Raw genomic sequence first — 14,038 nt, 5'->3', positions numbered from 1 at the left:
ACTATGTGGTATTTCGCTTGGATTTTAGGTGTACTTTTGGCCTGTACCTTAGGTGTAATAAATGTAATGTGGTACGAGTTTCATCAAAATAAAAACAGCATTGCTGATGATGAACAACCTATGCATGATTTATTAAACGAGGCTAACTCGGCTAAAGATGACGACTAACCCTCGACCAGATCGCGCGCAGCAGCAGTCACTGCGCGCTTTTTTAAAGTTACAAAGTAAACCCGCTGCAGTGTGGTTAAAGTTAAGCATTGCACTGGGGACTTTTAACGCATTACTAATGATTGCAGGCGCCTATTTATTGGCTCAAGCTATTCACAATGTAATGTTTGAAGGCAGTAGTTTAAGCAGCGTTACATATTTACTGTGGCCGCTAGCTGGTATTATTTTACTACGTGCAATATTTTTAGCATTAAGCGAACGCTTGAGTGCATATGCTGCACTTAAAATAAAATCGGCTATGCGCCAAACACTTCTAAATAAGCTCAGCTTACTTGGGCCAAGCTATATAGAACAACACGGCCAAGGCGCTACACTCAATACCTTACATAATGGTGTAGAAGCTCTTCACGACTATTATGCTAAATACCTACCAGGTGCTGCTTACAGCGCGCTTATTCCGCTGGCAATATTGGTTGTTATTTTTCCGACAGATTACAAAGCTGGGCTGATATTTTTATTAACCGCCCCGCTCATTCCTTTTTTCATGATTTTAGTAGGCTCTAAAGCAGAGGCACTAAATCAAAAGCGTTGGAAACAACTTGCTGTACTGGGCAATTACTTTTTTGACCGCGTACAAGGTCTAACTCAACTCAAGCTATTTAATGCAACACGTACCGAGCTTAAACAAATAGCTAAAATTTCAGATGATTTTAGACATGCAACACTCGATGTTTTAAAAATCGCGTTTTTATCATCATTTGCACTTGAGTTTTTAGCCACTATTAGCGTGGCATTAGTCGCAGTAATTATTGGTTTTAGACTGTTTTTTGGCACTCTTGATTTTGCAACCGGCTTTGTAGTGCTACTTTTAGCACCTGAATTTTATTTGCCACTGCGCCAATTAGGTAGCCATTACCATGCACGCTTACAGGGGATTAGTGCCGCCGCCGATATGGTTGCTATTTTAAACGCTCCACTGCCAAGTGACGAAAATGCGTTAGTGACTACAACCACGCCTGAAAATAATTTAACTTTAAACACAATTAACTCAATAAGTATTATCGACCTTAATTTTATATACCCTGATAGTAACGAAGGGATTAAAAATATAAATTTAACATTGCCTAATAAAGGCTTAATTGCGGTAGTAGGCAGTAGTGGCTCAGGTAAAAGTACCCTGTTTGATTGCCTATTAGGGTTTCACCCCGAGGTGATTAACCACCTATCTATTAATGGGCAGAATTTAAGCACAACCGATATTACTTACCTGCAAAATAACATTGCATGGATACCGCAAAAAGCGACGCTGTTTTACGACACCATTGCTGCCAACATTAAATTGGCCAAACCAAATGCCACTCAACAAGAGCTTGAACATGCTGCAAAGCAAGCGGGTGTGCTTGAATTTATAAATACCCTACCCGATGGTTTTAAAACATTAATAGGTGAGCAAGGTGAAGGGCTTTCTGGTGGCCAAAAGCAACGCATCGCACTGGCACGTGCATTTATAAAACAAGCGCCAGTCTTAGTGCTTGATGAGCCTACAGCGCATCTTGATAGCCAAACTGAGCAGCTTATTCAAGATGCCATTAATGAATACGCAAAAAATAACTTAGTGTTAGTCATTGCTCATAGACTCAATACCGTTAAACACGCCAGTAATATAATTGTTATGCACGATGGAAAAATAGCTGAGCAAGGACACTTTGAAGAACTTGCAGCGCAAAATGGTGCATTTTCAAATTTACTCAAAACAGCTGAGCAAGGAGTAATGCATGACTAACTTTATTCGCTTATTAAAGCTTTGCGCTCCTCATTACAAAGCAATGCTACTAGGCACGTTTTTAGCGACGATTACGGTATTAGCCAATGTAGGTTTACTGGCTATATCTGGCTGGTTTTTAGCATCAATGGCCGCTGCAGGTATTGCCGGCGTGCAAATGAACTACTTTACTCCAGCAGGAACGATTCGATTTTTAGCAATTGTACGAACTGCGTCGCGCTATGGCGAGCGTTTGGTTACTCATAACGCCACGTTTTTATTACTAAGTGAAATACGCACGAATGTATTTGCAACGTTAAGTAAGCTTAACAATGTTGATTTAGCAATGAGCCGCAGCGCTGATTTAGTTAACCGATTACAAAACGATGTAGATGCTCTCGACAAGTTTTATTTAAACGTTTTACTGCCTATGCTGGTCGCTCTTTTAAGTGTGCCAATCATCATGCTGTTTATGTCGGCCTATAATGGTAACGTCGCCCTTATTTGCTTTACTGGCATTATACTTATTGGCGTAGTTATACCTGCCCTACTCAGCGCAAAGCTCACTAAAAACAGCCATAAAGAAACGCAGCTTAGTGCGCAACTTCGCTCTGAACTTTCAGATACACTTACAGGGCTAAGAGAGTTGAGTATTTATCAAGCTCGTTCGCAGCAGCTTAATAAGTGCGATGAATTAAGCGAGCAATACAATCATCAATTATTTATTCGCCACAAAGCACTGGCAAACTCAGATGGGTTAAGCTTGTTAGTTGTTCAATTAGCCATGCTTGCTAGCATAGTCACCATAGTCCCGTTGGTTTACGCCAATACTATGGTAAATGTAGAACTTGCTATGTTAAGCCTGTTTGTACTGGCAAGTTTTGAGAGTGTATTACTACTTCCTAATGCGTTTATTGAGCTTCCTAACGTTTTAAAAGCAGCAGAGCGGTTATTTACGCTTGAAGATAAAGCAGCTAACTCGCAAGATAAAAATGCAATTATAGAGACAAATGAAAGCTTTAGCGCGCAAAATAACACATTGGCACTTAACAATATTAGCTACCAATATGGAGAACAAACAGCACTAACTGATGTTAGCTTTGAGCTAATGCCTCAGCAAAAAGTAGCGATTGTTGGCAGAAGCGGCAGCGGTAAAACAACGCTTGTAAATTTACTGACTGGTTTATGGCCCTTGCAACAAGGTAGCATTACTCTAAATAATCAAAATAGTGTTGTTAACTTACATTCATTAAATAGCGATATACGCGCAAACGTTATAAATATACTCGCTCAGCAGCACCATATTTTTGATGGCACGTTAAGTGAAAATTTACGTTATGCAGCGCCGAATGCTACTAAAGAGCAAATGATTGAAGCGCTCTCATTAGCGCAATTAAGCCCATGGTTTAATGAGCTAAAAGAAGGTTTAAAAACACGATTAGGTACTGGTGGACGTAACGTATCGCAAGGCCAATCTAGGCGTATAGCCATTGCGCAAGCGTTACTTAAAAACCCGGCTATTTTAGTCCTTGATGAACCAACAGAAGGCCTTGATAATCAATCTAAGCAAGGTGTAATGCAAGCAATTATGCATGTTATGAACAACGCGAGTGTACTAACAATTACGCACGATCCCGCCCTACTTGCTCAAATGGATAATGTGGTATGGTTAGAAGACGGTAAAGTAGTTGCACAAGGCTCTCATAAAGAGCTCAGTAGCGCTTATCCAGATTATGTGGCACTAACTACCCGGTTTTAATACCTTTACAGACACGTCAATAACGCCGACTTTAGGGTCGGCTATCTTTTTAAACATACTCTTTGATAAATCAATAATACGACCTCGCACATACGGGCCTCTATCGTTAATTCTTACCGTGACTGATTTGTTATTAGCGAGGTTGGTAACAATCACTTTAGTACCAAAATCAAATTCTAAATGGGCTGCTGTTGCAGCTTGTTGGCTAAAGCGCTCTCCATTAGCGGTTGTTCTCCCGTGGTATTTATCAGCATAAAAAGATGCTTTACCAACTTGAGTAACTTCTCCAGTAGATGATTTAACAATAGGCTGGCTACTACAAGCGGCTAAAACTGAAGTAATAAAAAGAGTAAAAATTAACTTAGATAAACGCATAGGATGGCTTTTATTATAAAAATTAGGCGCATACTAACTTGGGTAGCCTGAGTATTAACTGAATTAGCTTAAAAGCAGGACAATAAAAAACCACCTTCGATTTATCATCTAGGGTGGTTTTTTAATGCTTAAAGCAAAGCCTGTAATTACCTTACAATACCGCGCTCTGAGTTTTTCACAAAATCGACCATCAATTTCACAGCAGGATACTTTGCAGCATCTTCACTAAGCGATTCAATAGCTTCTTCAGCACCTAAGCTCTTACGGTAAAATGCTTTGTATGCACGGCGTACAGCCATAATTTCATCACTTTCGAAACCACGACGTTTCATGCCTTCTTTATTGATAGCGGCAGGACCCGCTGGCATACCAATAGTAGTAACAAATGGCGGTACATCTTTGTTAACACCCGAATACATACCAATAAATGCATGGTCACCAATTTTACAAAACTGATGAACACCCGAATTACCACCTAAGATAACCCAGTCACCTACATGTACATGGCCGGCTACACTTGCGTTGTTAGCAAAAATCACGTTATCGCCAATTACCGCGTCATGTGCAACGTGTGTATAAGCCATAAATAAATTATTACTACCAATTTTAGTAACGCCTTGATCTTGAATTGTTCCACGGTGAATTGTGGCACATTCGCGGATAACGTTGTTATCACCCATGATCAAGGTAGTTGGCTCGTTGTTGTATTTTTTGTCTTGGCAGGCTTCGCCTACAGACGCAAACTGAAAAATATGGTTGCCAGAACCGATTGTAGACGGTCCTTTAACAACAACGTGAGATTCAATAATACAGTTATCACCGATAACAACATCATTGCCAATATAACTATATGGACCAACTGAGACATTGTTGCCTAGTTTAGCGCCAGGTTCGATTATTGCTGTAGAATGGATCACTATTAAAACTCTCTTCTCGCACACATAATTTCGGCACTACATACTATTTTGCCGTCGACTCTAGCTTCTGCAGCAAACTTCCAAATGTTGCGACGTTCTTTTAAAAACTCAACATGAAGATGCATTGTATCGCCAGGAATTACAGGTTGTTTAAAACGTGCATTATCAACAGCTGCAAACAAATATAATTCGTTTTCGCTACGATTTTCTACTGTTTTAAAACCTAATAAACCTGTAGCTTGCGCCATTGATTCTAATATTAGCACACCAGGAAAAATTGGCTGATTTGGAAAGTGCCCAGTAAAAATTGGTTCGTTTATAGAAACATTTTTAATAGCATGTAAAGACTTGCCAGGTGTAAAATCAATAACACGATCAATTAATAGCATCGGGTAGCGGTGCGGTAATAAAGCTAAAATTTCTTGAATATCAAGGCTATTTAATTCGTTTGCCAAAATAGCATCCTTATTAGTGTTCAACGTTGTGACTTAGCCAATGCTTCGAGCGCTTTAAGACGAGATTTCATGTCTGAAAGGTTACGCAAGTGAGCTATTGATTTACGCCATTCTTTGTTAGTTGTATGGGGCATACCAGATGAGTAAATACCTGGTTCGGTGATTGATTTTGTCACCATACTCATGCCAGTAATTATAACACCATCACATACAGACATGTGACCATTAATTGCAACCATGCCACCAATTTGACAGTTTTTGCCAATGGTAACGCTTCCTGCAAGCACAGTGCAGCCCGCAATTGCGGTGCCTGAATTAACTTCAACGTTGTGCGCTATTTGACACTGATTATCGATAATTACATTGCTATGAATAATGGTATTGTCCAGTGCGCCACGATCAATTGTGGTACTTGCACCTATTTCAACTTTATTGCCTATGATCACAGAGCCAAGCTGAGGTATTTTTACCCACTGCCCGTGCTCGTTCGCATAACCAAACCCATCACTACCTACAACACTATTTGCTTGAAACAAACAATCTGAACCAATTTCAACATCGTGATAAATAGTCACACTAGGCCAAAGCTTAGTGCCAGAACCTATTTTAACACATTCGCCGATAAAACTGTTCGGACCAATTTGCGCGTTGTCACCAATCACTGCATTAGCTTCAATGACTGCGTTAGCACCTATAGCGGCGCTGTCACTAATAATAGCTGTAGGGTGAATAGTAGCGCTTGGATGAATACCTGTAGATGCTGATCGTGGTGTCGTATCCATAAATTGCGCTAATTTTGCGTAACTTACATACGGATTAGCAACAATAACTTTGCTACCACTAAAGTACTCTGCATCGGCTTGGCTTACTATTACAGCGCTAGCTTGAGTGGTCTCAAGTTGCGTGCGATATTTTGAGTTCGCTAAAAATGCAATATGCCCAGAATGGGCATTTGCAAGTGTCGCTATTTTTTTTATTTCTAAAGCGCCATCACCCTGAAGTTCGGCGCCTAGAAGTTCCGCAATTTGCGAAAGCGTATAATTTTGCATAGAGTGATTATTTCTTACTAACAGCGGCTACAACTTTAGATGAAAGATCAGTCACTTCTTTAGGGTTAAAGTAAATTGTTGTGTCTTTTACTTTAACTTCGTCGAAGTCACCATCTTTAGCAATTTCTTCAATTGTTTTGATGATTACGCCTTGAACTTTAGCAAGCTCTTGGTTTTGACGTGCTTTAATTTCTTGCTCTAAAGGACGACCTTGTTCAGCAAGATTTTTTTGCATGCCCTGAATTTTTTCACGTAATGTATCTTTTTGAGCTTGGCTCATAGTGGTACTTTCGCGTTTAAATTTTTCAGCTTCAAAACGAATATCGCCTTGTAACTTTTCAAGCTCTTGACGGCGCTCAGCAAACTCAGTTTGTAAAGACTGTTCAATTTTAGCCATTTGAGGAATTTGCTTGTAGATCTCTTGCATATCAACAATACCTACTTTATGTGCAAGTGCACTCGCAGAAGTACCCATCAATAACGTTGCTAGAACAGCTACTGCCGTTGATTTAAATAATTTAGTCATAAAAAACTCCTTTAAAAAGTGTTACTAATGTTAAAGCTGATGGTTTTCGTATCGTCATCTTCTTCTTTTTGCAATGGATACGCAAAACTGATCAGCATTGGACCCATTGGAGAGATCCACTGTAATGAAAGACCGGTTGACACCCTAAAGCGCATAGGGTCTGAATAGTCATCTAATTTAGCACGCTCATCCGGTGCTAAGTTTTGGAAACGGTCTACATTAAACTCTGTATCCCATACGTTAGCAGCATCAACAAAGAAGCTAGTACGTACAGAACTAGTATTCTCTTCGTCTAAGAATGGTGTAGGAACAATTAACTCCATACCCGCTACTGCTTTAGCATTACCACCAATACGACCTTGTGGTATTAGAATATCAAAGTCTGATGCACCACCAATGCTACCGGTTGTAGTACCGTCTGCACCAGGCGTACCCGGAATAGACTGCGGTATACGCGATACAGCACGTGGTAAAATTGTATTACGGTCAAAGCCACGTAGTTCCATTTCTGTTATACGGAAGTACTCTTGGAACGGAAGTGTTTGCTCATACCCGTTTGTAGAACCATAACCATTACCATAACCAAGCGCCGCACGCGTTGAGAACACCCAGCGGTGATCGTTTGATATAGGCCAGTAAAAACGCGAATCGTAATTAAGTTTAAAATACTGAAGATCAGAGTTAGGCGTTGTTGCTGTTAAGTTTAGCGTTTGACGCGAACCCGCTGTAGGGAATAAACCACGGTTAACGGTAATACGCGACCAACCAACACTCAGCTCATACTTAGTAAAGTCAAAGCCAGCATCTGGGTTATCTGGATCTAAGAATGTTTCACGAAGTACACGCGTTTGCTCGTACTCAGCAATATCCGAAAGTTCTTCTTTAATCCAACGTGCGCCAAAGTTAACACGATTTACTGCATCAATTGGGAAGCCAATATTTGTGCCTAAACCATAACTTTTCGATTTATATTCAACAAGGCTAAATTTACTTGCATCGTAGTTTCTGTAAAAGATACTACTGCCCTGTGATACACCATCTGGCGTAAAATATGGGTCTGTGTACGATAAGCTTAAGCTTTCAGAACCTGTAGACGTATTAAGGTTTAAACCAATTTGGTTACCGGTGCCTAAAAAGTTAGATTCTGTTACACCAATATTAAACTGCAGACCTAAGTAAGAGCCATAAGCAAGGCCAGCATTAAAGCTACCCGCTGATTGCTCTTTCACTGTGAAATCTACATCTACTTGGTCATCCACACCTGGAACAGGCACTACGTTAAAATCAACTTTTTCCATGTAAGGTAAGCGTTGAATTTGTAGTTTTGAACGCTCAAGGTTTTGATTAGATAACCATGCGCCTTCAAGTTGTGTCATTTCGCGGCGTAATACTTCATCAGCGGTGTTTTGGTTACCACCTACAATAATACGACGAACGTATACACGCTTACCTGGATTAACCGATAGTGTTAGTTGTACTTCTTGCTTTTCGTCGTCAATTTCTGGAATTGTACGCACTTCAGCATTCGCGTAACCAAAACGTGCTAGGTAGCTTTTAATAAATTCTTCAGATGACGTAACTACAGAGCCATTATAAAGTTCACCCGCTCTAAGTGGGATAACACTTTTAATTAAGTCTTCACGACCAAGCAAGTCACCAATAAAGTCAAAACCTTTAACTTTATATTTTACGCCTTCAGTTAAGTTAGCTGTAACGTAAACTGATTCACGTTCAGGGCTTACTGATACTTGTGTTGAATCGATATTAAAACGTAGGTAACCACGGTCTAAATAATAACTGCGAATTTTTTCTAAATCGCCTTCAATGGTTTGCTTTTGATAGCGATCGCTACCCATAAACTGCCACCAAGGTAAATCTTGCTGAGATTCAGCAAGCTTTAAAAGTTCTTCATTAGAAAAAAGTTCATTACCCACTAAGTTAATTTGGCGGATAGAAGCAGCATCACCTTCGTCAAACTCTAATTTAAGTTTAACGCGGTTACGTGGCAGCTTAGTAATACTGATATCTACTTTAGCGTTGTACTTACCAATACTGTGAAAAAACTCAACTAAACCTTTTTCGATATTATCGATTACGGTTTTATCAAGTGGTTCACCTTGGCGAATATCTTGCTGATCAAGAGACTCATTAAGCTGCTCGTCTTTAATGTCTTTATTGCCGTCAAACTCAATAAAGCTGATGGTAGGACGTTCCGTTACTTTAAAAATAACGTTGTTGCCATCACGAAGTGCTTTTATGTTGTCAAAGTGCCCAGAACGATAAAGTGACTTTATTGTTTTTGAAATCGTATAGTCATCAACATTATCGCCTACGTTAATAGGAATATGTGTAAGCGCTGCACCAAGTGCTACACGCTGTAAACCTTCAACTTTCAGGTCTTCAACAATAAAGGAGTTTTGGCCTAGGGCTGCAAAACTTGCACCCAATAAACTTGTTATTGCCAAATGTTTTTTTATAGCCATTTTATTATCTTTATCCTTTACAACTGTATTACCGCATAACACCCTACTAGTGGTGCTTTACAATCGTGTTCTAATTAGTAATTTGCCACGCTGTAACTACAAACGCGATACATCATTGAACAAAGCGAAACATGTTAGAAAAATGAGTAACAAGGCACCCACTTTAAAACCAAACTCTTGTGTCTTTTCAGAGACTGGCTTTTTGCGAAAAAGTTCAATTATGTAATACATTAAGTGTCCGCCATCAAGCACTGGTAAGGGTAATAAATTAAATACACCCAAGTTAACGCTTATTAAGGCTAAAAAGCTTAAAAAGGCCACTAACCCATAGCTTACGCTAGTTCCAGCGCCTACAGCAATGCCAACCGGACCACTTAAATTTTTAACCGAAACCTGGCCTGTAATTAAATTACCAATCATGTCAAAGCTGAGTGTAATTAAGCGCCACGTTTCTTTTGTGCCTCGCACAATACTATCGAGCGGGCCAAAATGCCTAGTCTCTACATAACCATCAGGCCATTGCTGTACAACGGGAGCCACACCTAAAAAGCCTTGCTCATTACCGTTATTATCAATGCGTCCTTTCGGAGTTACTATAATGGTTTGTATAGTATCTTGTCTTTTTACACTAAATTGTAAAGATTTGTTAGCTGATTGCGTAATAAGATTAACTAATTGCTGCCAATTGCTTATTGTTTCACCGTTTACAGCCAAAATTGTATCATTAACTTGTAAATTAGCGTGTTCTGCGGCGGAATCTTTAGTTACGGCGGCAATTGTTAAAGTGGCTTGAGGCCTAAATGGCACAATACCTAACGAGCTCAGTGGTGGTACGTCTCGCTGATCAAGTTTCCACCCTTCTAAATTAAGTGTTTTAGTGCGTGGTTGAAGGTTTTCATCACGCACAATAACTTCAACGCTTTGCTCGCCTAAGTTAGACATAAGCGCAAACGTGGCATCTTGCCATGTCGTTATATCGTCATCGCCAATTTTTATAATGTGTTGAGAAGGCATAATGCCTGCCTGCTCTGCACGGCTACCTTCGGTAATGCTTCCTACAACGGGTTTTACCGACTGCACACCCACCATATACATCACAGCAAGTGCAAAAATGGCAAACAAAAAGTTGGCCATTGGACCGGCTGCAACAATAGCAATACGTGCTTGAACAGATTTTTCGTTAAACGATAAATGACGTTGGTTTGCCGGCACGTCATCAACGCGCTCATCAAGCATTTTTACATAGCCGCCTAATGGAATAGCGGCAATCACGTATTCGGTATTATATTTGTCGTGCCATTTTAAAAGTGGTTTACCAAAACCAATTGAAAAACGCAGCACTTTAACGCCCATTTTACGTGCAACCCAAAAATGGCCGTATTCATGTATGGCCACTAAAATACCAAGCGCTAAAATAAATGAGCCAAGATTCCAAAAAAAATCAAACATATTAATGCGCCACTTTTGTTATAAACTCTGAAGCGCTAATACGCGCTAATTTGTCGCACTCTAAAATTTCATCTAGGCTTTGCACATTGGTGTAAGTTGCAGCTTCAAGCGTTTGTGCATTTATTTTGTATATATCGGTAAAGCCAATCCTACCGTTTAAAAATGCTTCTACGGCTATTTCATTTGCTGCATTAACCGTTGTTGTCGCGCCCTGCCCTGCACTACACGCATCAATCGCTAATTGTAAATTTGGATAGCGAGAAAAATCAGGTTTAGTAAACGAAAAATCACAAATATCAGAGAAGTTTAACGGTTTAACACCCGCATTAATTCGCTCAGGATACGCAAGTGCATGGGCAATTGGCGTGCGCATATCGGGGTTACCCATTTGCGCTAAAATAGAACCATCGTGGTACTGCACCATTGAGTGAATAATACTTTGAGGATGAATAACCACATCAATATCGCTTGCATCACAATTAAATAACCACTTAGCTTCAATAAACTCTAAGCCTTTATTCATCATAGTTGCAGAATCTACTGATATTTTTTGCCCCATTGACCAGTTAGGATGCGCTACGGCTTCGCTAACAGTTACATCTTTTAACGTATTTATATCACGCGTTAAAAATGGGCCACCAGAGCCGGTAAGCAAAATTTTACTTACGCCATGTTGCTGTAGTTTTTGATCGCCTTTGGCATTTTGTAACGAAGAAGGTAAGCATTGAAAAATTGCATTATGTTCGCTATCTATTGGCAGCAAAGTGGCTTTATGTTGTTTAACTTTATCGATAAACAACTGACCTGACATCACTAAAGATTCTTTATTGGCTAGTAGTACTTTTTTGCCTGCTTCTACTGCACTTAATGTGGGTAGTAAACCAGCTGCACCTACAATTGCCGACATTACAATGTCAACATCAGGGTGAGCACATAAATCACTCATTGCTTGCTCACCGTGCATAACAAGAGTTTGGCACTGAGTATTAGCTAAATACGCAGATAACTGCTCTGCGGCCTGCTGGTTAGCCATAATCGCATAAAGCGGTTCATGTTCAATACACAACTCCGCCATTTTCTTTGCATTTTGTCCTGCAGCCAAAACAAAAACATCAAATAACTCTTTATTGCGCGATACAACATCAAGTGTACTTAAACCAATTGATCCTGTTGCGCCTAAAATAACCAGCAATTGCTTTTGGCTCATAAACTAAGAGTCCACGCATAGCACATAACAAACATTGGAGCTGCAGCGGTTAAGCTATCAATTCTATCCAAAATACCGCCGTGCCCTGGTAAACAACGGCCGCTATCTTTTAAGCCGGCTTCGCGTTTAAACATGCTTTCCAGTAAATCACCCACCGCAGAAAATAACGCAATAAATGCTGTCATTATTGCGTAGATAGGCCAAACAACTAAATCAACATCGGTAAAGTGACAAAATGCTAATACAAAAATGATAGAAGCGACTACACCGCCCGCTAAACCTTCAATAGTTTTATTAGGGCTCACTTTTGGCATTAATTTATGTTTACCAAAGCTCTTACCTGAAAAATAAGCACCCACATCTGCACTCCACACAATACCCAATACCACTAAAATAAGTACAGAGCCAAAATGTGTTGATTCAGCATATTGCGCGCTACGTAGTGTATTTAGTGCAAGCCATAACGGCACAAGCGTGAGTAATCCTGCAATGCCGCGCATAACTAAACCTTCATTCCACGCTTTAGCCATTTCTGGGTAGCGCCAAATTAGATAGCTAGCAACAATCCACCAAGCAAATGAAAGCGTAAATACGTAGTTTGCATCACCGACTAGCTTGCCATTTTCCCATAATGATTCAATAGGCCAATGTAAATTAAGCAAGGCAAGTAAAGCGCCAATAAACACAACAAAGGCAGCACGTTTAAGCTTGTCGCAAAGGCCCATAAATGCAGACCATTCCCATGCGCCTAATAATACAATTGCACCCGCAAAGTAACTAAATAACGTAAGCGGTGTATAAAAAACCAAAGCCAATGCTAATGGAGCTAGCACGAGTGAGGTTAAAATTCGTTGTTTTAACAAAATGTGACCCTTATTCTATTTAGGTTTGAGCGAGTAATTGTTTTATTTGTTCGCCCGTACAACCAAAACGTCGCTCTCTGGCAACGTAACACGCAATGGCCTCAGCAAATGCTGCTTCATTAAAATCAGGCCAAAGTGTCTCGGTAAAGTAAAGTTCTGCATAAGCAACTTGCCATAGTAAAAAATTACTAATACGAACATCGCCACCAGTGCGAATAAGTAAATCAGGCTCGGCCTGATCTGCCATGCTCATATGCTGTGCTAAGCGCTCTTCTGTAATATCTTCTGCGTTAAGTGTGCCCTGCGCAACTTGCAAAGCAAGTTGTTTAGCCGCATTCGCCATATCCCAACGACCACCGTAATTAGCTGCTACATTTAAACACAGCCCGGTGTTATTTTCAGTCAGCTTATGCGCAGCGTCTACCTTGCTACGTAATCCTTCAGAAAATCGTGATAAGTCTCCAATAATGGTCAGTTTTACATTGTTTTTATGAAGCTTTTTAACTTCCTTTGTTAAAACAAATAAGAAAAGCTCCATTAAAGTGTTTACTTCGTCTTCTGGGCGGCGCCAGTTTTCACTACTAAAAGCAAATAAGGTTAACGATTGTATCCCTAATTTAGTACAAAACTGAACAGATTGACGAACTGCGTCCACGCCTTTTTTATGCCCATACACACGAGGTCTATTTCTAGCTTGCGCCCAACGTCCGTTCCCATCCATGATGATAGCTACATGTTTGGGTAAACATTGCTGTGAAATTGTATCAGCATCTAGAACCATAAATATCGAGTATTCCATAAAAAAACGCCGCCTAGTATACCCTAGACGGCGTTTCAAAACTAATAATTTTAATAGGTCCTGTCGACCTTTCAGGATTGTAATTTGTTCAATCTAGGGGCGATTTAATCGCGGCGCGAGATTTGTAACCTAGTGGACTAAGTAAAAATCGAGCAAAGCTTCCGCGTCCTGCTCACGCCCCTTACCTACATCCATGTCATAGGTAAGATCTTAAGAAATTGAGTTG

The 14,038-nt window shown here is 40.1% G+C and carries 13 protein-coding genes; 3 read left to right on the top strand and 10 right to left on the bottom strand.

Annotation, left to right across the window (positions count from 1 at the left end; genetic code table 11):
• Nucleotides 1-3: 3 nt before the first annotated feature.
• The 3 genes from cydX to cydC are packed head-to-tail and all read left to right on the top strand — an operon-like array spanning nt 4 to nt 3,689.
• Nucleotides 4-168, top strand: coding sequence for a cytochrome bd-I oxidase subunit CydX (gene cydX / locus I6F53_RS15700; protein WP_197178565.1), 165 nt, complete (start codon nt 4-6; stop codon nt 166-168).
• Nucleotides 158-1,951, top strand: a complete 1,794-nt coding sequence (gene cydD / locus I6F53_RS15695) for a thiol reductant ABC exporter subunit CydD (RefSeq protein ID WP_197240199.1) — start codon at nt 158-160, stop codon at nt 1,949-1,951. Before cydX ends, cydD begins: the two co-directional genes overlap by 11 nt.
• Nucleotides 1,944-3,689 carry a thiol reductant ABC exporter subunit CydC gene (gene cydC / locus I6F53_RS15690; RefSeq protein ID WP_197240198.1) on the top strand — a complete coding sequence of 582 codons (1,746 nt, stop codon included), beginning with the start codon at nt 1,944-1,946 and terminating at the stop codon, nt 3,687-3,689. The genes cydD and cydC overlap by 8 nt, the downstream gene beginning before the upstream one ends.
• Here cydC and I6F53_RS15685 read toward each other — a convergent pair.
• The 10 genes from I6F53_RS15685 to I6F53_RS15640 all read right to left on the bottom strand — a co-directional run bounded on the left by I6F53_RS15685 (nt 3,672) and on the right by I6F53_RS15640 (nt 13,812).
• A complete protein-coding gene (locus tag I6F53_RS15685; RefSeq protein ID WP_197178572.1) occupies nt 3,672-4,064 on the bottom strand; it encodes a septal ring lytic transglycosylase RlpA family protein in 393 nt (130 codons plus the stop codon). The two genes, cydC and I6F53_RS15685, sit on opposite strands and share 18 nt — an antisense overlap.
• Nucleotides 4,065-4,210: 146 nt before the next feature.
• Nucleotides 4,211-4,981, bottom strand: a complete 771-nt coding sequence (gene lpxA / locus I6F53_RS15680) for an acyl-ACP--UDP-N-acetylglucosamine O-acyltransferase (RefSeq protein ID WP_197160167.1) — start codon at nt 4,979-4,981, stop codon at nt 4,211-4,213.
• A gap of 2 nt (nt 4,982-4,983) precedes the next feature.
• Nucleotides 4,984-5,436, bottom strand: coding sequence for a 3-hydroxyacyl-ACP dehydratase FabZ (gene fabZ / locus I6F53_RS15675; RefSeq protein WP_166421101.1), 453 nt, complete (start codon nt 5,434-5,436; stop codon nt 4,984-4,986).
• A 20-nt stretch (nt 5,437-5,456) separates the two neighbouring features.
• Nucleotides 5,457-6,485: a UDP-3-O-(3-hydroxymyristoyl)glucosamine N-acyltransferase gene (gene lpxD, locus I6F53_RS15670; RefSeq protein WP_197240197.1), complete on the bottom strand. Its 1,029-nt coding sequence runs from the start codon at nt 6,483-6,485 to the stop codon at nt 5,457-5,459.
• A gap of 7 nt (nt 6,486-6,492) precedes the next feature.
• Entirely contained in the window at nt 6,493-7,011 is a 519-nt protein-coding gene (locus I6F53_RS15665) for an OmpH family outer membrane protein (RefSeq protein WP_024606271.1), read from the bottom strand.
• Nucleotides 7,012-7,022: 11 nt separating this feature from the next.
• Nucleotides 7,023-9,494, bottom strand: coding sequence for an outer membrane protein assembly factor BamA (gene bamA / locus I6F53_RS15660; RefSeq protein ID WP_166421103.1), 2,472 nt, complete (start codon nt 9,492-9,494; stop codon nt 7,023-7,025).
• A 96-nt stretch (nt 9,495-9,590) separates the two neighbouring features.
• Nucleotides 9,591-10,943, bottom strand: a complete 1,353-nt coding sequence (gene rseP, locus I6F53_RS15655; protein ID WP_197240196.1) for a sigma E protease regulator RseP — start codon at nt 10,941-10,943, stop codon at nt 9,591-9,593.
• A 1-nt stretch (nt 10,944) separates the two neighbouring features.
• Complete coding sequence (gene ispC / locus I6F53_RS15650; RefSeq protein WP_197240195.1) at nt 10,945-12,150, bottom strand: 1-deoxy-D-xylulose-5-phosphate reductoisomerase; 1,206 nt, start codon at nt 12,148-12,150, stop codon at nt 10,945-10,947.
• Entirely contained in the window at nt 12,147-13,013 is an 867-nt protein-coding gene (locus I6F53_RS15645; RefSeq protein WP_197240194.1) for a phosphatidate cytidylyltransferase, read from the bottom strand. Before I6F53_RS15645 ends, ispC begins: the two co-directional genes overlap by 4 nt.
• A 19-nt stretch (nt 13,014-13,032) precedes the next feature.
• Entirely contained in the window at nt 13,033-13,812 is a 780-nt protein-coding gene (locus tag I6F53_RS15640) for an isoprenyl transferase (RefSeq protein WP_166421107.1), read from the bottom strand.
• Nucleotides 13,813-14,038: the final 226 nt, after the last annotated feature.

The sequence above is a fragment of the Pseudoalteromonas sp. SWN29 genome (genome assembly GCF_015864465.1).
Taxonomy (GTDB): Bacteria; Pseudomonadota; Gammaproteobacteria; order Enterobacterales; family Alteromonadaceae; genus Pseudoalteromonas.
This window is presented reverse-complemented; position numbering and strand designations above follow the sequence as displayed.